The sequence below is a fragment of the Mycobacterium sp. SMC-17 genome, assembly GCF_045310915.1.
In the GTDB taxonomy this organism is placed as follows: Bacteria; Actinomycetota; Actinomycetes; order Mycobacteriales; family Mycobacteriaceae; genus Mycobacterium.
Map to the genome: position 1 here is coordinate 1 of NZ_JBJIAK010000016.1, position 24,031 is coordinate 24,031.

The following is a 24,031-nucleotide window of genomic DNA, read 5'->3' on the forward strand; positions in this document are numbered from 1 at the left end:
ATAACTGGCAATCCAGGTGGTCCCATCACCCTGGCAAAAATCAGGTCACACTGGTCCCATCCTCATGGCAGGCGACACCCGGATCGTCGAATCCACCAGCGGCACACTCGGACTCGGCCTCGCCCTGGCCGGCACCGTGTACGGGCACCCGGTCACGCTGGTGACCGATCCGGGCATGGAACCGATGATGCTGCGCATGCTGGCCGCATATGGCGCCGACATCGACCTGGTCACCGAGCCGCACCCGACCGGCGGCTGGCAGCAGGCCCGGCGCGACCGGGTTGCCCAGATCCTGGCCGGCGACCCCACCGCCTGGTACCCCGACCAGTACAACAACCCCGACAACGTCGACGCGTACCGCGACCTCGCGCTCGAATTGCAGTCGCAGCTGGGCACCGTCGACGTCCTGGTGTGCTCGGTCGGCACCGGCGGGCATTCGGCCGGGGTGGCAAAAGTGTTGCGCGAGTTCAATCCAGGCTTGAAGCTGATCGGCGTCGACACCATCGGGTCGACGATCTTCGGCCAGCCCGCGCAGAGCCGGCTGATGCGCGGCCTGGGGTCGAGCATCTATCCGGACAACGTCGACTACGACGCGTTCTCCGAAGTGCACTGGGTGGCACCCGCCGAAGCCGTGTGGGCGTGCCGGGCGCTGGCCTCGACCAGCTACGCCAGCAGCGGCTGGAGCGGCGGCGCGGTGGCACTGGTCGCCGGTTGGGCGGCGCGCCACCACGACGCGGACGCCACCATCGCCGCCATCTTTCCCGATGGGCCGCAACGGTATTTCGACACCGTCTACAACGACGACTACTGCCGCCAGCACGGCCTGCTCGGCATCGAGCCGCCCGCCGAGCCCGCGGCGATCGCCGACCACACCGAGCGCGTGGTGGATTCCTGGACCCGGTGCACCACGGTGCGTAGGCCCGACGCGGCGGCACTGTGATGCAGGTGCTCACCCAGTTCCGCAGCTTCGGCTGGCCCAGCCGGGTGCTGATGCTCAACCAGTTCGGCATCAATCTCGGCTTCTACATGCTGATGCCGTATCTGGCCGGGTACCTGGCCGGCCCGCTCGGCCTGGCCGGCTGGGCCGTCGGGCTGGTGCTCGGGGTACGGAACTTCTCGCAGCAGGGCATGTTCATCGTCGGCGGGACGCTGGCCGACCGGCTGGGCTACAAGCCGCTGATCGTGGCGGGCTGCCTGTTGCGGACAGCCGCATTCGGCTTGCTGGCGGTGGCACAGTCCCTCCCGGTGCTGCTGATCGCCTCGGCGGCAACCGGTTTCGCGGGGGCACTGTTCAACCCGGCGGTGCGGGCCTACCTGGCCGCGGACTCCGGCGACCGGCGGGTGGCGGCGTTCACGGTGTTCAACGTCTTCTATCAGGGCGGCATCCTCGCCGGCCCGCTGGTGGGCCTGGCCCTGATGGCGCTGGACTTCCGGGTGACGGCGGGCATGGCGGCCGTGGTGTTCGCGGTGCTGACCATCGCGCAGCTGTTCGCACTGCCGAAGGACCACGCCGATCACGCTGTCGCCGAACGGGTCTCGGTCCTGCACGACTGGCGCACCGTGCTGGCCAACCGCCCCTTCCTGTTGTTCGCGGCGTCGATGGTGGGCACCTACGTGGTGACGTTCCAGGTGTACCTGGCGTTGCCGCTGCACGCCGCCGTGCTGTCGCCGCACACCGAATCGGCCATCGTTGCGGCAGTTTTCGCGGTGTCGGGGCTGGTGGCCATCGGCGGCCAGATCCGCATCACGGCCTGGTTCACGGCACGCTACGGCCGCGTCCAGTCGCTGACCATCGGCGTGCTGGTGCTCGCGGCGGCGTTCGTCCCGCTGATCGTGGTGCCCGATGACCGGTGGGGTCTGCCGGCCGCGGTGGCGGCGCTGTTGCTGACGGCCGTGCTGCTGGCCGTCGGCTCGGCCGCGGTCTATCCGTTCGAGATGGACACCGTGGTGTCCCTGGCCGGCGAGCGGCTGGTGGCGACGTACTACGGCTTCTACAACACCATCGTCGGGATCGGCATTCTGGTGGGCAATCTCGCCACAGGTGCCCTGATGGAGACTGCGCGTCATGCCGGCCGGCCCGAGCTGATCTGGCTGTCGCTCACGGTGATCAGCCTGCTGGTCGCCCTGGCGCTGTACCGGAGCCGTCGACTGGAGCCACAGCCGGTCGCCTGATCAAACACAAATGCCCCCGCAGTGCGGGGGCATTTGTGTTGCGCGGAAAGACTAGACCGAAGCCTTCAGGTCGTCGACCTTGTCCAGCTGCTCCCACGGCAGTTCGATGTCGGTGCGGCCGAAGTGGCCGTAGGCGGCGGTCGGCGCGTAGATCGGGCGCAGCAGGTCCAGGTCGCGGATGATCGCGCCGGGACGCAGGTCGAAGACCGAGGTGATGGCCTTCTCGATGCGGGCCGGGTCGAAGTGCTCGGTGCCGAAGGTCTCGACGAACAGGCCCACCGGGGCGGCCTTGCCGATGGCGTAGGCGACCTGGACCTCGACGCGGTCGGCCAGGCCGGCGGCAACGACGTTCTTGGCCACCCAGCGCATCGCGTACGCCGCGCTGCGGTCCACCTTTGACGGGTCCTTGCCCGAGAAGGCGCCGCCGCCGTGGCGGGCCCAGCCGCCGTAGGTGTCGACGATGATCTTGCGGCCGGTCAGACCGGCGTCACCCATCGGGCCGCCGACGACGAAGTTGCCGGTCGGGTTGACCAGCAGCCGGAAGTCGGAGGTGTCCATGGTGTCGTGGGCCAGGTCGGCCAGCACGGTCTCGACGACGTGGCGGCGGATGTCCGGCGCCAGGGTCTTGTCCAGGTCGACGCCCTCGGCGTGCTGCGTCGACAGCACCACGGTGTCCAGGCGGACCGGGACGTTGTCGCGGTACTCGATGGTGACCTGGGTCTTGCCGTCGGGCCGCAGGTAGTCGACCGTCTCGTTCTTGCGGACCTCGGTGAGGCGCCGCGACAGCCGGTGCGCCAGCGCGATGGGCAGCGGCATCAGCTCGGGGGTGTCGTTGATGGCGTAGCCGAACATCAGGCCCTGGTCGCCGGCGCCCTGGGCGTCCAGCGGGTCGCCGGCACCCTCGACGCGCGCCTCGTGGGCGGTGTCGACGCCCGCGGCGATGTCCGGGGACTGCGCGCCGATGCCGATGTTCACACCACAGGTGGCGTAGTCGAAGCCCTTGTCGGAGTGGTCGTAACCGATCTGGCGGATCCGGTCCCGGACGATCAGCGGGATGTCGGCAAACGCCTCCTTGGCGCTGGTGGTCACCTCGCCCACGACGTGCACCTGACCCGTGGTCACCAGGGTCTCCACCGCAACCCGCGACTTGGGATCCTGCGCGAGCAGCGCGTCCAGCACCGAATCGCTGATGGCGTCGCAGATCTTGTCCGGATGTCCTTCGGTCACTGACTCGCTGGTAAACAGCCGACCTTCACTCACGTCGCAAATCCCTTCCAAAACTTTAGTCCGCGCATAATATCCACGCCCGGCCAACAACTGTCGTGTACCCCTGCACAGCAAACCCGTCCCGCGGTGCGGTCAGGCGATGTTCATTCGTCCTTGCCGCGCAGGAAAGCCGTGATCGCATCGGCGATGCGACTGGCCATCAAGGTCTTGGACCCGTGCTCCAGCGCCGACTCGGCTCCGTCCGCCGCCAGCAACCAACCGTCGTTGACGTCGACCTCGAAGGCCCTGCCGTTCCCCACCGCGTTGACAACCAGCAGGTCACAGCCCTTGCGCTGCAGCTTCGCCCGGGCGTGGAACAGCACGTCGCCGTTGGCATCGCCGGTCTCGGCGGCGAATCCGACGATGGCGCGCAGGTTCGGCAGCTGACCGTCGGTGCGGGCGCGCACCGCGCCGGCGAGGATGTCGTCGGTCCGGGTCAGTTCGATGACGGGGGCGCCGTCGGTTTCGCCGGGGCCGTGCGTCTTTTTGATCTTGGTGGTCGCTACCTCGGTGGGACGGAAGTCCGCGACCGCGGCGGCCATCACGAGGACGTGCGCGTCGGACACGTACTTGAACACCGCGTCCCGCAGCTGGGCTGCCGAGCTGATGTGCACGACGTCGACGCCCGCCGGGTCGGCCAGGCCGACGGTGTTGCCGGCGATCAGGGTGACCTCGGCGCCGCGCTGGGCCATCACGCGTGCGACGGCGTAGCCCTGCTTGCCGGAGCTGCGGTTGCCGATGAAGCGCACCGGATCGATGGCCTCGCGGGTTCCGCCCGCGGTGACGACGACCTTGACGCCGGCCAGGTCGCGGGGCAGCGCGTCGCCGCGCTCCAGGAGCAGCTGGGCGAACGTGGTGATTTCTTCGGCCTCAGGCAGCCGTCCGGCACCGCTGTCGGCGCCGGTGAGACGCCCTGAGGCCGGGTCCAGCACGACGACGCCCCGACGCCGCAATGTCGCGACGTTGTCGACGGTGGCCGGGTGCATCCACATCTCGGTGTGCATCGCCGGGGCGAACAGCACCGGACAGCGCGCGGTGAGCAGCGTGGCCGTGAGCAGATCGTCGCCGCGCCCCGCCACCGCGCGCGCCATCAGGTCAGCGGTCGCCGGTGCGACCACGACCAGGTCGGCCTGCTGGCCGAACCGGACGTGCGGCACCTCGGAGACGTCCTCGAACACTCCCGTGTGCACGGGATTGCCGGACAGTGCTTCAAACGTGGCGGCGCCGACGAACTTGAGCGCCGACTCGGTCGGCACGACACGGACCGAATGCCCGGCCTCGCTCAGCTGACGAACCAGGGTGCACGCCTTGTAGGCGGCGATACCTCCGGCGACTCCGACGACGATGCGTTTGCGGTCGGCCATGTCCGGCGCCTACGCGGCCTTACTCGCCCTCGGTGTGCTCGAGCAGGTCGCCGTGGATCTCGCGCATGGCGATCGACAGCGGCTTCTCCTGCAGGCCCGGCTCGACCAGCGGGCCGACGTACTCGAGGATGCCGTCACCGAGCTGGTTGTAGTAGTCGTTGATCTGGCGCGCCCGCTTCGCGGCGTAGATGACCAGCGCGTACTTGCTCGACACCCGATCCAGCAGCTCGTCGATCGGCGGGTTGGTGATACCCAGCGGCGTGTCGTAGGCGATGGCGGCGTCGGAGTCGATGCTCTCGACAGTGGTGCTCACGAAGGATTCTCCCGGCGTTCGGTGTGAAGATTGGTGTCGCTATCAGCGATATCTGTGCGGTAAGGCGCAGACCGCTCAGCGGCCCACCAGCAAGGATACCAATTCTGCACAGGCGGATTCCAACTGACTGTTCACAACAGTCACATCGAAACTGTCCTGAGCGGCCAGTTCGGCCCGCGCGGTATCCAGGCGACGGGCCTGCACCTCGGCACTCTCGGTGCCGCGGCCGATGAGCCGGCTCTCCAGCGCCTCCCAACTGGGTGGCGCGAGGAACACCGTCAGCACCTCGGGCATGGCTTCTTTGACGGCCCGGGCACCGGCCAGATCGACCTCGATGAGGACGGGCCGACCTGCGGCGATGGCTTCCCGGACCGGACGGGCGGGGGTGCCGGAGCGCTGCAGTCCCCCGTGGATTTCGGCCCATTCGAGCAGCTCGCCGTCATCGATGAGGCGCTGGAACTCGTCGGCCGAGACGAATGTGTAGTCGACACCGTCGACCTCGCCCCGACGCGGTGCACGCGTCGTGGCGGAGACACTGAAATGCAGGTCGGGCACCCGCTCACGCAGGCAGCGCACGACCGTGGATTTGCCCACGGCAGAGGGGCCGGACAGCACAACAACACGGTTCATCGCCGTCCGGCCCCTACTGCTCGTCAGTCTTGCGTCAGATCAGGAAAAGTCGAACTTTTCCAGCAGGGCCTTGCGCTGACGGTCGCCCAGGCCGCGCAGACGGCGTGTCGGAGCGATCTCCAGCTCGGTCATGATCTCCTGAGCCTTGACCTTGCCGACCTTGGGCAGAGCTTCCAGCAGAGCGGAAACCTTCATCTTGCCGAGGACCTCGTCGGTCTCGGCGTCCGTCAGGACCTGCTTGAGGTTGGTGCCGCCGCGCTTGAGCCGGTCTTTCAACTCGGCACGTGCTCGACGTGCGGCAGCAGCCTTCTCCAACGCTGCCGCGCGCTGTTCGTCGGTCAACTGGGGAAGGGCCACGGGGTTCCTCCGATTCTCCGTCAAATAATTTCTGTCACGGCTGGGGTGAACCAGCCAGCGACGACGACCGTACCCACGCTTCCCGACAAGCGCTAACCCCACCCCCCGGGTAACGAAGCTAAAACCCCAGCGTGTAGTGCGAACGGCGGCTCCGGGTGGCCGCGAAGTGCAAGCTCGGCAAGACCCGTTTCGGGGCATCTTCGCCACAGATCTGCCTGCGTATCAAGGGTTTTGAGCACTCAGTGGGATGACCGCCGCGCGGCCGGTACCGCGCCCGGCCGATTTTCGGGCCGCCATCCGGGGTTTGTCAGGAAAATTTTCGCAGGTCACGGCGTGTCGGGCGTGTCGGTGGCGGGCCGAACCGGTCGGTGCACCGCCCGCGCGCCCGGAGGCCGATTTGGGCGGTTGAACCGCCCAAATCGAGGGCTTTTTGCCGGTTGGACGGCCGCTTCAGCACCCTCCGGCGCGGCCGGTGAAACACGGATGAGCGCCACCACGCAACCTCCGCAAACTCAGGCGCGGCGCGGACAACCGACTCGACCGGCCCGCCACACAACGCCCCGACGGTCGGTTTGCGACGAAACCGTTTCCCGCCCAACGTCTTCCCAGATGGACGCCTTCCCCACAGCCAACGATCAGCGCCGGGTGACCGAACCGTTGCGGCATACACAGCACACACCTAACGACGCCAAAGTGAGCGCACATTAGGCGGTCCTAACTTCAATGGCGAACCCATCACGAGGAGGACTGAGCAACGATGAACCTCAAACGAGCGTTGACCGCATCCACCCTGGCAGCCGGCATCGGCGTCGCCGGGCTGTTCGGCGTCGGCCTGGCCGGCGCGAACGCCGACCCGGGCTGCCCGCCGAACGCGCCGTGCGGCCAGCACGACAACCGCGGACCGGGTGACAACCGGGGCCCGGGTGACAACCGTGGCCCGGCGGCGCCGGTCGGCCGTGACGACAACTGGCACGACAACCAGGGCCGCGACTGGCAGCACCGCGGCATCGACGACGCCCGCTTCGACCACCAGCCGTTCGACTACAACGGCCAGTGGGTGAACCCGGTGTGGGACAACGGCCACAACGCGTGGGGCTTCTGGCTCGGCCCGATCTGGATTCCGCTGTGATCGCCACCCGCTGATCGTGCCCACCACGAGACGGCCCGCCACGTCCCGTGGTGGGCCGTCTCGTCGTCTTCCAGGCAGCGCGCGAAACCGGCTCCCACGCACGCACAGCAAACACCTAAGTACAGCTAATTGCACGCCCATCGAACCGCCATAGCGTCAGCGGTATGAAGATCAAGCAGGCAGTTACCGCATCCACCCTGGCAGCCGGCATCGGCGCCGCCGGACTGTTCGGCATCGGGCTGGCGACAGCGAGTGCCGACCCGTGGTGCGGGCCGGGCGCACCATGCTGGGGCCACGATGACCACCGCGACGACCGTGGCGGCTGGCAGCGCGGCGTCGACTGGCACCAGGACCGGGACGGCTGGCGCGACGATCGCGGCCGGGACTGGCGTGGCCGCGGCATCGATGACGGCCGGTTCGACCACCAGCCGTTCAGCTACAACGGTCAATGGGTGAACCCGGTGTTCGAGCCGCGATTCAGTGCGTGGGGCTTCTGGCTCGGCCCGATCTGGATTCCGCTGTGACCTGAGGTGCACGGCCGGTACGTTCATGCCGATGGCTGTCGCGTACCGGTTCCTGTGCGTCCTGATCCTGATGTTCGCCACCCTGACGGCGAACATCGCGGCGCCGGCATGGGCCTGCGGTTGCGGTGCCTACATTCCGGACCGCGCCGGCGCCGCCGTCGTCGACGAGCGGGCCCTGATCGCCTGGGATGGCAGCACCGAGGACATCCTGATGTCGTTCGGGGTGCGCGGCGCCTCGGATCGGGCCGCGTGGGTGATGCCCGTGCCGACGGCCGCGCGTGTCACGTTGGGCGATGCGGGAGTGTTCACCGAGCTGGCGCGTATCACCGCGCCGCGGACCGAATACCGGGACAGCTGGTGGCCCACCTTCGACTGGCTCACCGGGGGTTCACGGGGCGCGCTCGAGAGCGCGGGTGCGCGTCCCGGCAGCGTCAGCGTGCTGGGCAATCAGCGGATCGGCCCGTTCGACGTCACGCGCCTGGCCGGCGACGACCCCGCGGCCCTGGCCGGGTGGCTGACAGCCAAGGGCTTCCCTCACCCCGACGGCCTCGATGCCAACCTGGCCCCGTACGTCGCGGACCGCTGGGAGATCGTCGCGGTCCAGCTCGCCCCCGATGCCGCCGGCGCGACATTGTCGGGGAACTTGCAGCCCCTGCGGCTGTCGTTCGCCTCGGACACCGCCGTCTACCCGATGCGGCTGTCCCGGTCGGCGACGGCGCCGCAGCGGGTCGATCTGTACGTGCTGGCCGACCACCGGATGGATCCCCGCGCGGTGCCCGTGCCCGGCAACGCGCCGACGCTGCAGTACGCCGGACGCGTCGACACACCGGCGCTCGCCGAGTATCGGGGTCGCTATCTGACCAGGTGGACCGACTACCTCGATGAGCCGAAGCGCATCGACGGCGACTACACGTTCACGCGTGCGACGACCGATGCCGACTACGCACAGGTCATCTACCGGACCCGCAACCACGGCGACGTCACGGGCATGGCGCTGATCGCCGCCGCACTCGGCGCCGCGGCGCTGGTCGCGGTGCTCTGGTGGCGCCGCCGGCGTCAGGCCAGATAGGCCACAGCGTCGCGGAGCTTCTCCCCCGCGGCCCGCACGGCCGCGACGTCCGGCCCGGCCCGCAGCACCTCACGCGACACCGCCGGGAGCAGGGTTCCCGGCTGAGCGCCGCCGAGACCGGCCAGCGCGTCCGGGCGACCGCCCTGCGCGCCGACGCCGGGCATCAGCACCGGTCCGCCGAGCTGCGACAGATCGGGGACCTCGGACAGCGTGGCGCCGACGACGACACCGACCGAGCCGTCGCCCGCGGCATTCACCGCGGCGACGTCGTCGACGATCGTCTGCGCCACGGTGCGCTCGCCCGCCACCGCGCGCTGCACCGACGCACCCTCCGGATTGGACGTGGCGGCCAGCACGAACACCCCGCGGCCGTGGGCGGCCGCGACATCGAGCAGCGGCTGCAGCGAGCCGAAGCCGAGGTACGGCGACGCCGTCACCGCGTCGGCAGCCAGCGGCGAATCGCCTGCCCACGCCTGCGCGTAGGCGGCCATGGTCGAGCCGATGTCACCGCGCTTGGCGTCGGCCAGTACCAGGACACCGGCCTCCCGCAGCCGGGCGATGGTCCGTTCCAGCACGACGAAGCCCGCCGAACCGTAGGCCTCGAAGAACGCGACCTGCGGCTTGACGATCGCGAAGCCCGCGAACGCCTCGACGCAGATGTCACTGAACGCCGCGACACCGTCGGCCGACACCGGCAGACCCCAGGCGCTCAGGAGCTCGGGGTGCGGGTCGATGCCCAGGCACAGCGGACCCCGCTGTGCCATGGCGGCCCGCAACCGCGAGCCGAAGCTCACTTCGCGCCCAACTGGCTGTGCAGCTCCTGCAGCGACCGCACGCCGATGTCCCCGCGGATACCGGCCTCGATGCCCTGCACCGCGGCCGACGCGCCCTGCACCGTCGTCACACACGGGATGCTGGCCGACACCGCGGCCGAGCGAATCTCGTAGCCGTCGATGCGCGGACCCGAGTTGCCGTACGGCGTGTTGATCACCATGTCGACCTCGCCGGCCTTGATGGCGTCGACCGCCGACATCGCCGGACGGTCCGGGCTGGGCTCTTCGAAGTTCTTGCGCACAACCTCGCACGGAATGCCGTTGCGGCGCAGCATCTCCGCGGTGCCCTCGGTGGCCAGCACCCGGAAGCCGAGGTCGGCCAGACGCTTGACCGGGAACACCAGCGAGCGCTTGTCGCGGTTGGCCACCGACACGAACACCGTGCCGCCCGAAGGCAGCGAGCCGTAGGCTGCGGTCTGGCTCTTGGCGAACGCGGTACCGAAATCGCTGTCGATACCCATGACCTCGCCGGTCGACTTCATCTCCGGCCCGAGCAGCGAATCCACCTGCGAGCCATCGGCTTTGCGGAACCGGTGGAACGGCAGGACGGCTTCCTTCACCGCGATCGGCGCGTTGGGCGCGACGCTGGCGCCGTCGCCCTCGGCGGCCAGGATGCCCTCGGCCCGCAGCTCGGCGATGGTGGCGCCCAGCATGACCCGGGCGCAGGCCTTGGCCAGCGGCACCGCGGTGGCCTTCGACACGAAGGGCACCGTGCGGCTGGCGCGCGGGTTGGCCTCCAGGACGTAGAGCACGTCGTCCTTGAGCGCGTACTGCACGTTCAGCAGACCGACCACGCCGATGCCGTGGGCGATGGCCTCGGTGGCCTTGCGCACGGCCGCGATGTCGGTGCGGCCCAACGTGACCGGCGGCAGCGCACAGGCCGAGTCGCCGGAGTGGATGCCGGCTTCCTCGATGTGCTCCATCACGCCGCCGATGTAGACCTCGGTGCCGTCGCACAGCGCGTCGACGTCGATCTCGATGGCGTCTTCCAGGAACCGGTCGACCAGCACGGGGTGCTCGGGCGAGAGTTCGGTGGCCCGCTCGATGTAGCCCTGCAGGGTCTGCTCGTCGTAGACGATCTCCATGCCGCGGCCGCCCAGCACGTACGACGGGCGCACCAGCACCGGGTAGCCGATGTCGGAGGCGATCCGGCGGGCCTGCTCGAAACTCGTTGCGGTGCCGAAGCGCGGAGCCGGCAACCCGGCCGCGCGCAGCACCTCACCGAACTCGCCGCGGTCCTCGGCCAGGTCGATGGCCTTGGGGCTGGTGCCGACGACGGGCACCCCGGCCTTCTCCAGCCGGTCGGCCAGGCCCAGCGGGGTCTGGCCACCGAGCTGCACGATCACGCCGACCACACCCGGGCCACCGGCGCCGGAGGCCTGCTCGGCGTGGTAGACCTCGAGCACATCCTCGAAGGTGAGCGGCTCGAAGTACAGCCGGTCCGCGGTGTCGTAGTCGGTCGAGACCGTCTCCGGGTTGCAGTTCACCATGACGGTCTCGAAACCGGCCTGGCTCAACGTGGTTGCCGCGTGCACGCAGCTGTAGTCGAACTCGATGCCCTGCCCGATGCGGTTGGGGCCCGAGCCCAGGATCAGCACCTTGGGCTTCTCGGTCTGCGGCGCCACCTCCGTCTCGGCCGCCGGGTCCAGCTCGTAGCTGCTGTAGTGGTACGGCGTCTTGGCGTCGAACTCGGCCGCGCAGGTGTCGACGGTCTTGTACACCGGCCGGATGCCGAGCCGCTCACGCAGCGCGCGCACACCGGCCTCGCCCGCCAATTCCGGTCGCAGCGCGGCGATCTGGCGGTCGGACAGGCCGCTGTGCTTGGCGCGGCGCAGCAGACGCTCGTTGAGCACGGGCGCGTCGACGAGTTCGCCGCGCAGCGCCACCAGGGTGGCGATCTGGTCGACGAACCACGGGTCCACACCCGAGGCCTCGGCGACGACCTCGACCGAACCACCAAGGCGCAGCGCCTGTTCGATGTCGTACAGCCGGCCGTCGGTCGCGGTGCGCAGTCCGGTGAGCAGTTCGTCGAGCGTCTTGTCGGGATCGGTTCCGGTCCAGAACCCGGCGCGCTTGGTCTCCAGCGACCGCATCACCTTGCCGAGCGCCTCGATGAAGTTGCGGCCCAAGGACATCGCCTCGCCCACCGACTTCATGGTGGTGGTCAGCGTCTGGTCGGCGCCGGGGAACTTCTCGAAGGCGAACCGCGGTGCCTTGACGACGACGTAGTCCAGGGTCGGCTCGAAACAGGCCGGGGTTTCCTTGGTGATGTCGTTGACGATCTCATCCAGCGTGTAGCCGATGGCCAGCTTCGCGGCGATCTTGGCGATCGGGAAACCCGTTGCCTTGGAAGCCAATGCGCTCGAGCGCGATACACGCGGGTTCATCTCGATGACGATGAGGCGGCCGTCGGCCGGGTTGATGGCGAACTGGATGTTGCAGCCACCGGTGTCGACGCCGACCTCGCGCAGGATCGCGATGCCGAGGTCACGCATGATCTGGTACTCGCGGTCGGTCAGGGTCATGGCCGGCGCGACGGTCACCGAGTCACCGGTGTGCACGCCCATCGGATCGAAGTTCTCGATCGAGCAGACGATCACGACGTTGTCGTGGTGATCGCGCATCAGCTCGAGCTCGTATTCCTTCCAGCCGTAGATCGATTCCTCGATCAGCACATTGGCGGAAGGCGATGCGGCCAGGCCGTCGCCGGCCATCCGCTCGACGTCCTCGTTGGTGTAGGCCATCCCCGAACCCAGGCCGCCCATGGTGAAGGACGGCCGGACCACGACCGGCAGGCCGAGGTCGGCGACGGTCTCGCGGACCTCGTCCATGGTGAAACAGACGCGGCTGCGGGCGGATTCGCCACCGACCTTGGCGACGATGTCCTTGAACTTCTGCCGGTCCTCGCCGCGCTGGATGGCATCGAAGTCCGCGCCGATCATCTCGACGCCGTACTTCTCGAGGACGCCGTTCTCGTGCAACGCGACCGCGGTGTTGAGCGCGGTCTGCCCGCCGAGGGTGGCGAGCACCGCGTCGATCTTGTTTCCACGCTCAGCCTGCTGCGCAAAAATCTTCTCGACGAATGCCGGGGTGATGGGCTCGACGTAGGTGTTGTCGGCGTACTCCGGGTCGGTCATGATCGTCGCCGGGTTGGAGTTGATCAGGCTGACCTGCAGTCCTTCGGCGCGCAGCACGCGACAGGCCTGGGTGCCCGAGTAGTCGAACTCGCAGGCCTGGCCGATGACGATCGGGCCGGACCCGATCACCAGGACGTGGTTGAGGTCTGAGCGGCGTGGCATTACTTCTCCCCTGCCATGAGATCGGCGAACTTGTCGAACAGGTACTCGGCATCGTGCGGACCGGCCGCTGCCTCCGGGTGGTACTGCACCGAGAAGGCGCGCCCGTCGAGCAGCGAAACACCTTCCACCACACCGTCGTTGGCGCAGGTGTGACTGACCACGGCGCGGCCGAACGGGGTGTCGAACTCTTCCCCGGCCTCGCCTTCCAGCGCGAAGCCGTGGTTCTGCGCGGTGATCGCGATGCGTCCGGTGGCCTGCTCCACCACCGGGATGTTGATACCGCGGTGGCCGAAGGTCATCTTGTAGGTCGAGCGACCGAGCGCACGGCCCAGAATCTGGTTGCCGAAGCAGATGCCGAACAACGGGATTCCGGCCGAGAGCACCTGCTGGGTGAACTCGACCATGTGGTCGGCGGTGGCCGGGTCACCCGGGCCGTTGGACAGGAACACCCCGTCGACCTTGAGGGCGGCGACCTCGTCGAACGTCACCGACGACGGCAGCACGTGGCTGCGGATGCCGCGGGCCGCGAAGTTGCGCGGGGTGTTGGTCTTGATCCCGAGGTCGATGGCCGCGATCGAGAAGCGCTCCGCACCAACGGGTTCGACGACGTAGCGGTCGCCAGTACTGACCTCGCCGGCCAGGTCGGCACCCAGCATCGACGGCTGGTTGCGGACGCGGTCCACCAGGGTGTCGATGTCGGCCAGGGCCGGGCCGGAGAAGACACCGGCCTTCATCGACCCGAAGTTGCGCAGGTGCCGCACGATGGCGCGGGTGTCGACGCCCGCCACACCGACGATGCCCTGGCGCACCAGTTCGTCGTCGAGGGTGCCGGTGGCGCGCCAGTTGGACGCCCGCGGCGACGGGTCGCGGACGACGTAGCCGGCGACCCAGATCTTGTCGTCGCGGCTCTCGTTGTCCTCGCCGTTCCAGCCGGTGTTGCCGATCTGCGGCGCGGTGGCCACCACGATCTGCCGGTGGTAGCTCGGGTCGGTCAGCGTCTCCTGGTAGCCGGACATGCCGGTGGAGAACACCGCCTCACCCAACGTCTGGCCCACGGCGCCGAACGGTGTCCCGGTGAACACCCGGCCGTCCTCCAGCACGAGAAGCGCGGACTGATCACGCGGTGTCTGTCCTTGGGGCACTTTACTGTCCTCCCTCAACCCATTTGGCCAGTTCGCGACGGTCGTCGCTGCGGAATCCGGTATCGATTTCGGTACCCGACGGCAGCCGCCACCGGATGGCGAGAATCCCGTCGTACGTGAGCACCTTGCCGGCGATGGCCCGCTCGGTGCGGATCGCTGTGATGGATTCGTCGGGAATCCAGATCGGGCTGCCGCCCGTGAGCTGCAGCATGATGCCCTCGGGGTAGCGCGTCAGCACAGCCTTGCTGCGAAACCCGAGTGAGCCCACCGCAATTCGGTCCTGCCAGCTCGGCGCGAAGGTGCTGCCGATGTACATGCCCTTGGTGGCCGGCACGATCGCCGGTCCCACGGTGTCGGGCAGCGCGGGCAGCAGGCCAACGGCGCCGGCCTGCCGCTGCACCCGGTGCACCCAGCCCTTGAGCATCTGCCGGATCGCGAAGCCCAGCAGCACCACCACGACGGCGGCCAGCACCAGGTAGGTGATCAGAGTCCCTGTATTCACGCCGGACTGACCCCATCCCGCGCGGTCACCTTGCCGCGCAGCATCGTCAGCGTGACGGTGGCGGGCAGCGTCATCGACTCGTACGGCGTGTTGTCCGAGCGGCTGGCCAGGCCGGTGCCCTGCACCGTCCAGGTCGCGTCGGGGTCCACCACGGTCAGGTTGGCGGGTTCGCCGACCGCCAGCGGGCGACCCTGGTCGGGCAGGCCGACGATGGCGGCCGGGGCCTCGCTCATCACGCGGGCGACGTCGCGCCAGCTGAGCAGTCCGGGCGCCACCATGGTCTCGACCACCACCGACAGCGCGGTCTGCAGGCCGAGCATGCCGGGACGGGCGTGGGCGAACTCGCACATCTTCTCGTGCTCCGCATGCGGCGCGTGATCGGTTGCGACGCAGTCGATCACGCCATCGACCAGCGCCTGCCGCAGCGCCTCGGCGTCACTGGCCTCGCGCAGCGGCGGGTTGACGCGGTTACGGCCGTCGTAGTCCGCGAGCCGGCTGTCGTCGAGCAGCAGGTGGTGCGGGGTGACCTCGGCGGTGATCGAAATACCCTGCGCCTTGGCCCATTTGATCAGCTCGACGGTGCCCGCGGTGGAGGCGTGGCAGATGTGCACCCGGGCACCGGCATCGCGGGCCAGGATCGCGTCGCGGGCCACGATGGACTCCTCGGCCGAGCGCGGCCAGCCGGCCAGTCCCAGCCGGGCGGCGTTCGGGCCCTCGTGGGCGACGGCGCCCACGGTCAGGCGCGGCTCCTCGGCGTGCTGCGCGATCAGAACCCCAAGTCCCGCAGCGTATTCCAATGCCCGGCGCATCACCAGCGGGTCATCGACGCAGATGCCGTCGTCGGAGAACATCCGGACCTGCCCGGCACCGGCGGCCATGAGGCCCATCTCGGTGAGCTGCTTGCCCTCGAGCCCGACGGTGACGGCGCCGACCGGGTGCACGTCGACCAGGCCGACCTGCTGTCCCCGGTGCCAGACGTGGTCGGTGACCACGACGGTGTCGGCGACCGGATCGGTGTTGGCCATGGCGAACACCGCGGTGTAACCGCCGAGTGCGGCTGCCGCCGAACCGGTTTCGATGTCCTCGGCGTACTCGCGGCCGGGCTCGCGCAGGTGGGTGTGCAGGTCGACGAAGCCGGGCAGCATGATCTGGCCGGCGGCGTCGATGACCTCGTCAGCGGTCAGGCCGGTACCGATCTCGGCAATCTGGCCGTCCGCGATCAACACGTCGACCGGATCACCCTCGCCGTACAGCCGGACCCCGCGAATCAAAACCGTCATGAGATCACCCCCACCCCTTCAGGCCCAGCACCCACGAGAAGCTGGAACAGCACTGCCATGCGAACATGCACCCCATTCGAAACCTGTTGCAGTACAGCTGATTGCGAAGAGTCGGCGACCGAAGAGGCGATCTCCATGCCGCGCAGCATCGGACCGGGGTGCAGCACCACCGTGTCCTCGCTCAACCCGGCCAGGCGCTTCTCGGACAGCCCGTAGCGCACCGAGTACTCGCGCGCCGACGGGAAGAACGCGCCGTTCATCCGCTCGGCCTGCACCCGCAGCATCAGGACCGCGTCGGCGGCCGGCAGTTCGGCGTCCAGGTCGTGCGAAACGGTCACCGGCCAGTCCGTGACCCCGACCGGCAGCAGCGTCGGCGGCGCCACCAGCACCACCTCGGCGCCCAGCGTCGACAGCAGCGAGACGTTGGAGCGCGCCACCCGGCTGTGCAGGATGTCGCCGACGATCACCACGCGCCGGCCCTCGAGACCGCCGAGGCGCTGGCGGATGGTCAGCGCGTCGAGCAGCGCCTGCGTCGGGTGTTCATGCGTGCCGTCGCCCGCGTTGATCACCGACGGCCCGCCGTGCTCTTCACGGGTCCACGCCGCAAGCTGTTGTGCCGCACCGGAAGCCGGGTGCCGGATGATCAGCGCATCGGCGCCCGCGGCGCGCAGGGTCAGCGCGGTGTCGCGCAGCGACTCCCCCTTGGCGACCGACGAGCCGGAGGCGCTGACGTTGATGACGTCGGCGCTCATCCACTTGCCGGCCACCTCGAACGACACCCGGGTACGGGTGGAGTTCTCGTAGAACATCGTGATGACGGTGCGGCCGCGCAACGTCGGGAGTTTCTTGACGTCGCGGCCCAGCAGCGCTTCGCGGAACTTGTCGGCGTCATCGAGGATGGCCGTCGCCGCATCGCGGCTCAGGTCCGAGGCGGACAGCAGATGCTTCACCTGGTGGGTCCTCCGTAGGGGGCAATGGAGACGTGGTCGTCTCCGCCGTCGGTCTCCGACAGCCGCACCTTGACGTTCTCACTGCGCGACGTCGGGACGTTCTTGCCGACGTAGTCGGCGCGGATGGGCAGCTCGCGGTGGCCGCGGTCGACGAGGACCGCCAGCTGCACCATGCGGGGGCGGCCGATGTCGCGCAGCGCGTCCAGAGCCGAGCGCACCGAGCGGCCGGAGTACAGCACGTCGTCGACGAGGATCACCGTCGCGTCGTCGATGCCGCCCTCCGGAATCGAGGTCGAGGCCAGTGCCCGCGGCGGTTTGAAGTTCAGGTCGTCGCGGTAGAGCGTGATGTCGAGCGCACCGGCCGGCAGCTCGACACCGGAGAATTCCTTGACCTTCTCGGCGATGCGGGCGGCCAGGGTGACGCCGCGCGTCGGGATGCCGAGCAACACCACGCGCGGGGCGTCGGGCGCGTCGAGCGCGGTCTTTTCGATGATCTGGTGCGCGATGCGCGAGATGGTCCGGCCGACGTCGGCAGCGGACAGCAATTCCCGGTCGGTGGAGTCACCCACGAGACACCGGACCTCCTTCTCCGCCTCTCTGGACGGATCGTTAAAGGACGTCTAACTAGCCGCGTAGCTTAGCAGGCCGCCACGGCGTCACCGTCACGCATGTCATCCTGCGCATCGTCGAGCTCGGTGCCCCGAGTTTCCGGCAACACCAGCGTGCAGACGATGCTGACCAGCACGAAGACGGCGATCAGCAGCCCAACGGCCCAGCTCCCGAGGGCGGCGACGAGCGGCCCGGCGACCAGCGGCGGCAGCGCGCCGCCGACGATCCCGGCGAGATTGAAGGCCATGCCCGCGCCGGTGTAGCGGTATCGGGTGGCGAACGTCTCAGGCAGGAACGCCCCGATGGGCCCGTAGGCGAGCCCGAAGATGCAGAAGATGCCGGCGATCGCCACCGCGAAGGCCACCGGCGACCCGGAGTCGATGAGCGGCATCACGAGGAATGCCCACGGCAGTGCCAGCCCGAAGCCGACCAGGATGACGCGGCGCCGCCCGTACCGGTCGCACAGCACCGCCGAGATCGCCGAGAACACCATGAGCGACACCCCGGCCAGGACCCCGACCGACAGGATCAGCGTCCGCGGATGGTGGATGCGGGTGCTGGCGTAACTCATCAGGTAGGTGCCGCCGAGGAAGCTCATGGTGAAGATGCCGACCATGCAGCCGGCACCGAGCAGCACCTGCTTGCTCTGCCGGCGCACCAGCTCCCCGAACGGGGCGCGGGGCACGGTGCCCCGCTTCTGCTCGGCGACGAACACCGGCGTCTCGTCGATGGTCAGCCGCACGTACAGCGCCACGGCCAGCAGCACGGCGCTGAACAGGAACGGCAGCCGCCAGCCCCAGTCCAGGAACACCGGGCTCTTCTCCCCGATCGTCACGTTGGCGATCAGCACCACCAGATTGCTGACGGCCAACCCGGCGCCGGCGCCCAGCTGCGTGAACATGCCGTACATGCCGCGCTTTCCGACCGGGGCGTACTCCGCGCTCAGCAGTGCCGAACCGGCCCACTCCCCGCCGACGGCGAAGCCCTGGAACACCCGCAGCGTCAGCAGGATGATGGGCGCCGCCAGACCGATCGACGCCGAGCTGGGCACCAGGCCGACGCCGACGGTCGACAATCCCATGATCAGCAACGTCGCGACCAGAGTCTTCTTGCGGCCCAGCCGATCTCCGAAATGGCCGAAGACCGCCGCGCCGATCGGGCGGGCCAGGAACGCGACCGCGAACGTGGCCAGCGACGAGATGGTCGCCATGGCGGGCGGCAGGTTCGGGAAGAACACCTGCGGGAAGATCAGCGCCGCGGCCGTCCCGTAGATGTAGAAGTCGTAGAACTCGATCGCGGTGCCGATGAAACTGGCGAACGCCACCTTGTTCATCGGTGTGCTCGGGGTCGACACGTCTGCAGCCACGTCAGGCAGTATCGCCTACCTTCCCGATGGTTCGGACGGTACCGCGACCATCCCACCCCCACCGGTTAACGTGACGGGGTGAATCTCGACGCGAACACCGAATCGGTCAGCGCGGCGATCGACACCGGCCTGCTGGCCGGCGCGGTCACGCTGGTGTGGCAGGACGGCGCGGTGCGGCAGGTCAACACGCTCGGCCACCGCGACGTGGAAGCCAAGCTGCCGATGGAGCGCGACACCGTCTTCCGTATCGCGTCGATGTCCAAGCCGATCACGGTCGCGGCGGCCATGACGCTGGTCGACGAGGGCCGGCTCGCCCTGACCGATCCCATCGCGAACTGGATTCCCGAACTCGCCAACCCGCGCGTGATGACGAGCCTCGACGGACCCTTGGACCGGTCCGTGCCCGCCCGGCGGCCCATCACCGTCGAGGATCTGATGACCCACCGTGGCGGTCTGGCCTACGGATTCACCGTGCCGCCGCCACTCGGCCGGGCCTACAACAAGCTGCAGTCGCTGCAGGATCCCGACCGCTGGCTGGCCGAGCTGGGACAGCTGCCGCTGGCGCACCAGCCCGGCGACGCGCTGACCTACAGCCAGTCGACCGACGTGCTGGGCTTCCTGCTGTCGCGCGTCGAGGGCAAGCCGCTGCCAGATGTGTTGGCGGAGCGCATCTTCAAACCGCTGAACATGGTCGACACCGGTTTTGCGGTGACGCATTCGGGCCGGCGGCGCGCGGCGACCATGTACCAGCTGGCCGCCGACGGGGACGCCCTGCGCCTGCAGCCCGGGAAGATGGGGCCACCGCAGGTGATGCCGCCGACGTTCTGCGCCGGTGGCGGCGGACTCTGGTCGACCGTCGACGACTACCTGACGTTCGCGCGGATGCTGCTGGCCGGCGGCGAGGTCGACGGAGTAAGGGTGCTGTCGGAGGAATCCGTGCGGTCCATGCGGACCGACCGGTTGACCGCCGAGCAGAAGTCGCAGAACTTCCTGGGTGCGCCGTTCTGGATCGGCCGCGGCTTCGGGCTGAACCTGTCGCTGGTCACCGACGAGGCCAAGGCGACGCCGTTCTTCGGTCCCGGCGGCCCCGGCACGTTCAGTTGGCCGGGCGCCTTCGGCACGTGGTGGCAGGCCGACCCGAACGCGAACCTGATCCTGATCTACCTGATCCAGAATCAGCCGGAGCTCAGCGTGGATGCCGCGGCAGCTGTCGCCGGCAATGCCTCGCAGGCCAAACTCCGTTCGGCGCGACCGAAATTCGTGAAGCGGACGTACCAGGCGCTGGGGCTGTAACTAGCCGGCCCGCGCTGCGGTGAGCCGCTGCATGTCTGCCATGCCCTGTTCCTGGGCGTCGTGCATCCAGGCCGGCAGCGGGGCCCGCAGCTCGGGCACCACCTCGTTTTCGAGCAACCCCTGCAGCGTGGCCTGCTTGCTGCTGCGGCCCGCCTGGTTGTCGAGTTCGTGTGCGCCCGAGGGCGATTCGTAGTCGTAGAGCTCGTAGTCGATCTTGCGGCTGTGGTCGGCTTCCATGCCGCCGGGCTGCCAGTACGCGTAGCGGCCGAGCTTCGCGTCGGGCGTCCGCACGGCGACGATGTGGCTGGGCGCCGACGTCGGAATCTCGGTGGGCACCGCGCCGCCGCCGAACATCTTCTGCACCGCAGGCGATTTCATCAGCGTCGCCATTTCCTCGACCGACATGTCGTCGGTCGCGTGGGCTACCCACCGACGGCCCGCTGCACCCGGGTCGGCCGCGATGGCGGCGATGTCGCCGCGCGCCTGCAGGTAGGCGTAACGGCTGTCGGAGCGCCAGCCGTTGCCGCCGGCCGCGATGGTGAGCAGCAGCGGTGCGATGTCGACGCTGGAGGTGAGCTGCCGCCGGCGCTCGCCGGGTTTGGGGGTCAGGTGACCGGCCGGGTCGTGGATGTACAGCGGCACCCGGATCGACTCCTCATAGATGGCCGCGCCCTTGCCGCGCAGGCCGTGCGAGCCGGCGTACTCGCCGTGGTCGGAGGTGAACACCACGACGGTGTCGCGCTCGACGTCGGGGCGGGACGCGAGAGTGTTCAGGACGCGGCCGATCTGGACGTCCACCTGCTGATGCAGCCACAGGTAGTTGTCGAGGCACCGGGCCCACTGCGCTGCCATGTCGGGACCCGAGTACGGCACCGGGCCGGTCATCAGCGGCGACATGAAGTTCATGTAGTCGATCTGCAGCTGCGGCTTGCCCCGCCGCCGCAGGTCGTCGGCGTTCTCGAAGTTGACGGGTGTGCCGGAGAACACCCGCGGAACATCGTCCGGCAGTGGGTTTCTCGGCCACCAGCAGATGTCGTGCGGGTTCACCAGCGACACCGTGGTGCACCACGGGCCACTGCCCGCGTGGTCGGCGAACCAGCCGTCGAACTGGTCGGCGATGGTGTGGTCGACCTGGAGCCCCTGGTTCGGGCCACCGTTGGGCGACGGGTACGTGCCGCCGGAGAAACCGTGAGCGTCAAGGCCGTCGGGGGTGGTGTCGGAGATGTGGCCCAGGTGCCACTTCCCCCACCACCAGGTCCGGTAGCCCTGGTCGCGGAGCATGGTGCCCCACGTCGGGAAGCGCGGCGCCAGGGTGGATTCGGTGGGGCCTTCCCCGGTGTACAGGCAACCCGTTTGATGCGAGTAGAGCCCGGTGGTCAGGACGCCGCGCGACGGCGTGCACATGTTGGATGCCGAGTAGTGGGACTCGAAGGACACGCTGCGCTGTCGCAGCCGATCCAGGTTGGGTAGCAGTTCGCCGAGTTGTCTGGCAGCGGGAAACCATTGGGGCGCCCGCATCTGGTCGACGATGATCACCAGAATGTTGGGCCTGCTTGCCGAGTGCTCGCGGCCGCCCCGCGACAGTAGCTGGTAGCCACCGACCCCCGCCGCGGCCGCCCCCGCTACCGCCGCCGTGCCTTTGAGAACTGTGCGCCGGTCGATGTCTGCCATGGGGCCAGCCTAGGAGTGAATGCTGTCAGTGCGCATAGGCTTTCGCCATGGTGCAACCGACCGTGTTGATCAGCGGCGCCGGGGTCGCCGGACCCGCCTTGACGCATTGGCTGGCACGTAACGGCTACCGGGTGGTGATCGTCGAGGCGGCGCCGAGCATCCGCCCGGGCGGGCAGACGGTCGACCTGCGTGGCGCGGGCCGCGAGGTGGTCACGCGAATGGGCCTGCTGCCTGCGATGACCGAGCGGTGCCTGTTTCAGCGCGGCATCGCCTGGGTGCGCGCCGACGGCACCCGCCGTGCCGAGATGCCGGTCGAGGCGTTCGGCGGCAACGGGATTGTCTCCGCGCTCGAGATTCTGCGCGGTGACCTGACCGATGTGCTCTACCAGGCGACCCGCGACGTGGCCGAATACCGCTTCGGCACGCGGGTTTCCGTGCTCGAGGAAGACGAGTCGGGGGTGCGGGCCACGCTGACCGACGGCTCCGTGGTCGAGGTCGACCTGGTCGTCGGTGCCGACGGTCCGCATTCCGCGGTCCGGCAGTTGGCTTTCGGCCCGGAGGAGCGGTTCATCCGCCGACTCGGCGGATACAACGCCTGGTTCACCGCACCGGACATGATCGGCCTGGACGGCTGGTTCCTGATGTTCCAGGCCGCCGGCGGGCTCAACGCCTCGCTGCGGCCGTCGCACGATGAGTCGACCGCCAAGGCCGGGCTGGCCTTCCGTTCCGGGCCGATCGACTACGACCGCCGCGACATGGATGCGCAGCTGACGCTGCTGGCCGAGCGGTTCCGCGACGCCGGCTGGTACTGCGATGAATTGCTGAGTGCCGCAGCACAATCCGACGATTTCTATTTCGACGATTTTGTGCAGGTTCACATGGACACCTGGTCGGCCGGCCGCGTCACCCTGTGTGGGGATGCCGGGTACTGCGCGTCGCCGCTGTCCGGCATGGGCACCAGCCTGGCGCTGGTCGGGGCGTACGTGCTGGCCGGTGAGCTCGGGCCGGCCGCGGCATTCGACGCCACAGGGATCGCGGCGGCACTGCGCCGCTACGAGACCGTCATGCGGCCGTACGTCGACCGGTGTCAGGACCTGCCGGCCGGCCTCGACGGCTACGCGCCGCAGTCCGAACGTGACATCGCCATCGGGGCGGCGGTCATGAAGTGGGTGCAGCGGTGGCCGCTGCGGCCCTGGGCCGCGCGCAAATGGTTCTCTACCGCCGAGTCGATCGACCTGCCGGACTATCGGTCGTGAGTCGGGGCGTGCCCGGTCCATTTGATGTAGGCGCGACGGAACTCCCGCGGGTCGGTGAACCCGACCTCGGCGGCGATGGCGTGGATGGGCATCGCGGTCTCACGGACCAAGTATCGCGCGCGTTCACTGCGCACCTTGTCGCGCAACGCGATGAACTGCTGCCCATCGGCGCTGAGGCGCCGCCGCAGGGTGCGTTCGGTGATGTTGAGCCGCTTGGCGACCTGGGCCATGGTCAGTGGATCGCGCACGCTCTCGCGCAGCATCGTCTCGACGGTCTGCACCACGTCGGTCGGCTGGTCGCCCTGGGTCACCATGTCACGGCAGGCGGCGACGGCGACGGCGTGCGTCGTCGGATCGGCGCGCGGTAGCCGCTGCGACCACAGCGGATCCGGGAACGCCAGCCGGTTGGCGTCGGCATTGAACAGGACCGGGCAGCCGAAGAACTCGCGGTACCGCTGCGCGTACACCGGCGGCGGGTAATTGACCTGGACGTACTCCGGTGTCTGCTGCGGCAGCTCGAGCACGGTCCGGACGGTGACGAGCACGCTGCAGAACAGCTCTTCACACAGGAACGGCAGCAGCTCGGGTTCCGGGGAACGCTCGTAGGCGCGCAGGGCGAAGGTGTCGCCGATCAGCTCGGCGCCGACGTCCATCAAGCTACCCGCGCTCTGGTGCAGTTCCAGGCCCACTTGCATTGCCGCGCCGAGGTTTTCGGCCGATCGGATGGCCAGCCCGAGCACGCCGAAGGACACGAACATGTCGCGGGCCCCGACGTCGATGCCGAGGCCCCGGTCCGGCATGGCGCGTACCGCATGCCGCAGCACGAGCGCCGCCTGCCGGAACGACACCCGCGTTTCGGGCGAATTGAGCGTCGCGGCCGTCAGGCCGGCCGCGGCCAGCCACCGCTCCGTGGGCAGACCCGCGCGATCGGCGACGTCGACGACGTTGACGAGCACCGACGTCGGGATCAACGCCGCGCTGTGCCTGTCCACCCCACCTCCAACAC

21 protein-coding genes and 1 pseudogene are annotated in these 24,031 nt (G+C 69.0%); 7 read left to right on the forward strand and 15 right to left on the reverse strand.

The features are described from left to right. Nucleotides 1-76 precede the first annotated feature (76 nt). Nucleotides 77-940, forward strand: a pseudogene (locus tag ACJH7A_RS12510) (PLP-dependent cysteine synthase family protein); the annotation flags it as partial. Further along, nucleotides 940-2,172, forward strand: a complete 1,233-nt coding sequence (locus ACJH7A_RS12515; RefSeq protein WP_406802074.1) for an MFS transporter — start codon at nucleotides 940-942, stop codon at nucleotides 2,170-2,172. The pseudogene ACJH7A_RS12510 and the gene ACJH7A_RS12515, both read left to right, overlap by 1 nt. 51 nt (nucleotides 2,173-2,223) lie before the next feature. Here the strand turns inward: ACJH7A_RS12515 and metK are convergent, their stop codons facing one another. The 5 genes from metK to mihF all read right to left on the reverse strand — a co-directional run bounded on the left by metK (nucleotide 2,224) and on the right by mihF (nucleotide 6,102). After that, nucleotides 2,224-3,432 carry a methionine adenosyltransferase gene (metK, locus tag ACJH7A_RS12520; RefSeq protein ID WP_406802075.1) on the reverse strand — a complete coding sequence of 403 codons (1,209 nt, stop codon included), beginning with the start codon at nucleotides 3,430-3,432 and terminating at the stop codon, nucleotides 2,224-2,226. A 110-nt stretch (nucleotides 3,433-3,542) separates the two neighbouring features. Further along, the gene (gene coaBC, locus ACJH7A_RS12525; protein ID WP_212811545.1) at nucleotides 3,543-4,802 is read right to left on the reverse strand and encodes a bifunctional phosphopantothenoylcysteine decarboxylase/phosphopantothenate--cysteine ligase CoaBC; all 1,260 of its coding nucleotides are present in this window, start codon (nucleotides 4,800-4,802) and stop codon (nucleotides 3,543-3,545) included. Nucleotides 4,803-4,821: 19 nt separating this feature from the next. Then, nucleotides 4,822-5,115 carry a DNA-directed RNA polymerase subunit omega gene (rpoZ, locus tag ACJH7A_RS12530; protein WP_020101623.1) on the reverse strand — a complete coding sequence of 98 codons (294 nt, stop codon included), beginning with the start codon at nucleotides 5,113-5,115 and terminating at the stop codon, nucleotides 4,822-4,824. Between the two features lie 75 nt (nucleotides 5,116-5,190). After that, nucleotides 5,191-5,745 (reverse strand): guanylate kinase, encoded by a 555-nt coding sequence (gene gmk / locus ACJH7A_RS12535; RefSeq protein ID WP_212811546.1) that lies wholly within the window; start codon nucleotides 5,743-5,745, stop codon nucleotides 5,191-5,193. Nucleotides 5,746-5,784: 39 nt separating this feature from the next. Beyond that, a complete protein-coding gene (gene mihF / locus ACJH7A_RS12540) occupies nucleotides 5,785-6,102 on the reverse strand; it encodes an integration host factor, actinobacterial type (protein WP_011894593.1) in 318 nt (105 codons plus the stop codon). Nucleotides 6,103-6,859: 757 nt separating this feature from the next. Here mihF and ACJH7A_RS12545 point away from each other — a divergent pair. The 3 genes from ACJH7A_RS12545 (at nucleotide 6,860) to ACJH7A_RS12555 (ending at nucleotide 8,824) form a co-directional block, all read left to right on the forward strand. Further along, nucleotides 6,860-7,231, forward strand: a complete 372-nt coding sequence (locus tag ACJH7A_RS12545; RefSeq protein WP_212811547.1) for a hypothetical protein — start codon at nucleotides 6,860-6,862, stop codon at nucleotides 7,229-7,231. Nucleotides 7,232-7,395: 164 nt separating this feature from the next. Next, the gene (locus ACJH7A_RS12550) at nucleotides 7,396-7,755 is read left to right on the forward strand and encodes a hypothetical protein (protein ID WP_212811548.1); all 360 of its coding nucleotides are present in this window, start codon (nucleotides 7,396-7,398) and stop codon (nucleotides 7,753-7,755) included. Nucleotides 7,756-7,786: 31 nt separating this feature from the next. Continuing rightward, on the forward strand, nucleotides 7,787-8,824 hold the full coding sequence (locus tag ACJH7A_RS12555) for a DUF2330 domain-containing protein (RefSeq protein ID WP_244872562.1): 1,038 nt from the start codon (nucleotides 7,787-7,789) through the stop codon (nucleotides 8,822-8,824). Here the strand turns inward: ACJH7A_RS12555 and pyrF are convergent. The 8 genes from pyrF to ACJH7A_RS12595 form a co-directional block, all read right to left on the reverse strand. Further along, on the reverse strand, nucleotides 8,812-9,618 hold the full coding sequence (pyrF, locus tag ACJH7A_RS12560; RefSeq protein ID WP_212811550.1) for an orotidine-5'-phosphate decarboxylase: 807 nt from the start codon (nucleotides 9,616-9,618) through the stop codon (nucleotides 8,812-8,814). The two genes, ACJH7A_RS12555 and pyrF, sit on opposite strands and share 13 nt — an antisense overlap. Then, nucleotides 9,615-12,956, reverse strand: coding sequence for a carbamoyl-phosphate synthase large subunit (carB, locus tag ACJH7A_RS12565; RefSeq protein WP_212811551.1), 3,342 nt, complete (start codon nucleotides 12,954-12,956; stop codon nucleotides 9,615-9,617). Before carB ends, pyrF begins: the two co-directional genes overlap by 4 nt. Continuing rightward, nucleotides 12,956-14,098 carry a glutamine-hydrolyzing carbamoyl-phosphate synthase small subunit gene (carA, locus tag ACJH7A_RS12570; RefSeq protein WP_318984544.1) on the reverse strand — a complete coding sequence of 381 codons (1,143 nt, stop codon included), beginning with the start codon at nucleotides 14,096-14,098 and terminating at the stop codon, nucleotides 12,956-12,958. The genes carB and carA overlap by 1 nt, the downstream gene beginning before the upstream one ends. Nucleotide 14,099: 1 nt before the next feature. After that, nucleotides 14,100-14,600 (reverse strand): transporter, encoded by a 501-nt coding sequence (locus tag ACJH7A_RS12575; protein ID WP_318984543.1) that lies wholly within the window; start codon nucleotides 14,598-14,600, stop codon nucleotides 14,100-14,102. After that, complete coding sequence (locus ACJH7A_RS12580) at nucleotides 14,597-15,880, reverse strand: dihydroorotase (protein ID WP_212811554.1); 1,284 nt, start codon at nucleotides 15,878-15,880, stop codon at nucleotides 14,597-14,599. Before ACJH7A_RS12580 ends, ACJH7A_RS12575 begins: the two co-directional genes overlap by 4 nt. Next, nucleotides 15,877-16,830, reverse strand: a complete 954-nt coding sequence (locus ACJH7A_RS12585) for an aspartate carbamoyltransferase catalytic subunit (protein ID WP_212811555.1) — start codon at nucleotides 16,828-16,830, stop codon at nucleotides 15,877-15,879. Before ACJH7A_RS12585 ends, ACJH7A_RS12580 begins: the two co-directional genes overlap by 4 nt. Continuing rightward, nucleotides 16,827-17,399, reverse strand: a complete 573-nt coding sequence (pyrR, locus tag ACJH7A_RS12590) for a bifunctional pyr operon transcriptional regulator/uracil phosphoribosyltransferase PyrR (RefSeq protein ID WP_020101634.1) — start codon at nucleotides 17,397-17,399, stop codon at nucleotides 16,827-16,829. Before pyrR ends, ACJH7A_RS12585 begins: the two co-directional genes overlap by 4 nt. Nucleotides 17,400-17,467: 68 nt before the next feature. Further along, a complete protein-coding gene (locus ACJH7A_RS12595) occupies nucleotides 17,468-18,772 on the reverse strand; it encodes an MFS transporter (protein WP_212814826.1) in 1,305 nt (434 codons plus the stop codon). Between the two features lie 111 nt (nucleotides 18,773-18,883). Between ACJH7A_RS12595 and ACJH7A_RS12600 the strand changes: the two genes are divergently transcribed. Next, nucleotides 18,884-20,098 carry a serine hydrolase gene (locus ACJH7A_RS12600; RefSeq protein ID WP_212811556.1) on the forward strand — a complete coding sequence of 405 codons (1,215 nt, stop codon included), beginning with the start codon at nucleotides 18,884-18,886 and terminating at the stop codon, nucleotides 20,096-20,098. On the opposite strand, the gene ACJH7A_RS12605 is transcribed toward ACJH7A_RS12600, so the two are convergent. Continuing rightward, on the reverse strand, nucleotides 20,099-21,769 hold the full coding sequence (locus ACJH7A_RS12605; protein ID WP_212811557.1) for a sulfatase-like hydrolase/transferase: 1,671 nt from the start codon (nucleotides 21,767-21,769) through the stop codon (nucleotides 20,099-20,101). Nucleotides 21,770-21,816: 47 nt separating this feature from the next. On the opposite strand from ACJH7A_RS12605, the gene ACJH7A_RS12610 reads away from it, so the two are divergent. Continuing rightward, nucleotides 21,817-23,025, forward strand: a complete 1,209-nt coding sequence (locus ACJH7A_RS12610) for an FAD-dependent monooxygenase (RefSeq protein ID WP_212811558.1) — start codon at nucleotides 21,817-21,819, stop codon at nucleotides 23,023-23,025. Here the strand turns inward: ACJH7A_RS12610 and ACJH7A_RS12615 are convergent. Continuing rightward, nucleotides 23,013-24,017, reverse strand: a complete 1,005-nt coding sequence (locus ACJH7A_RS12615) for an AraC family transcriptional regulator (RefSeq protein WP_244872563.1) — start codon at nucleotides 24,015-24,017, stop codon at nucleotides 23,013-23,015. The genes ACJH7A_RS12610 and ACJH7A_RS12615 overlap by 13 nt on opposite strands. Nucleotides 24,018-24,031 lie beyond the last annotated feature (14 nt).

Excerpts from the sequence above, each read along its gene's own strand:
- ACJH7A_RS12580 (WP_212811554.1), bottom strand. The coding sequence starts at position 15,880 with ATGACGGTTTTGATTCGCGGGGTCCGGCTGTACGGCGAGGGTGATCCG.
- coaBC (WP_212811545.1), bottom strand. The coding sequence starts at position 4,802 with ATGGCCGACCGCAAACGCATCGTCGTCGGAGTCGCCGGAGGTATCGCC.
- ACJH7A_RS12610 (WP_212811558.1), top strand. The coding sequence starts at position 21,817 with ATGGTGCAACCGACCGTGTTGATCAGCGGCGCCGGGGTCGCCGGACCC.
- ACJH7A_RS12545 (WP_212811547.1), top strand. The coding sequence starts at position 6,860 with ATGAACCTCAAACGAGCGTTGACCGCATCCACCCTGGCAGCCGGCATC.
- gmk (WP_212811546.1), bottom strand. The coding sequence starts at position 5,745 with ATGAACCGTGTTGTTGTGCTGTCCGGCCCCTCTGCCGTGGGCAAATCC.
- ACJH7A_RS12595 (WP_212814826.1), bottom strand. The coding sequence starts at position 18,772 with ATGAACAAGGTGGCGTTCGCCAGTTTCATCGGCACCGCGATCGAGTTC.
- ACJH7A_RS12555 (WP_244872562.1), top strand. The coding sequence starts at position 7,787 with ATGGCTGTCGCGTACCGGTTCCTGTGCGTCCTGATCCTGATGTTCGCC.
- ACJH7A_RS12550 (WP_212811548.1), top strand. The coding sequence starts at position 7,396 with ATGAAGATCAAGCAGGCAGTTACCGCATCCACCCTGGCAGCCGGCATC.
- ACJH7A_RS12605 (WP_212811557.1), bottom strand. The coding sequence starts at position 21,769 with ATGGCAGACATCGACCGGCGCACAGTTCTCAAAGGCACGGCGGCGGTA.
- ACJH7A_RS12515 (WP_406802074.1), top strand. The coding sequence starts at position 940 with ATGCAGGTGCTCACCCAGTTCCGCAGCTTCGGCTGGCCCAGCCGGGTG.
- carB (WP_212811551.1), bottom strand. The coding sequence starts at position 12,956 with ATGCCACGCCGCTCAGACCTCAACCACGTCCTGGTGATCGGGTCCGGC.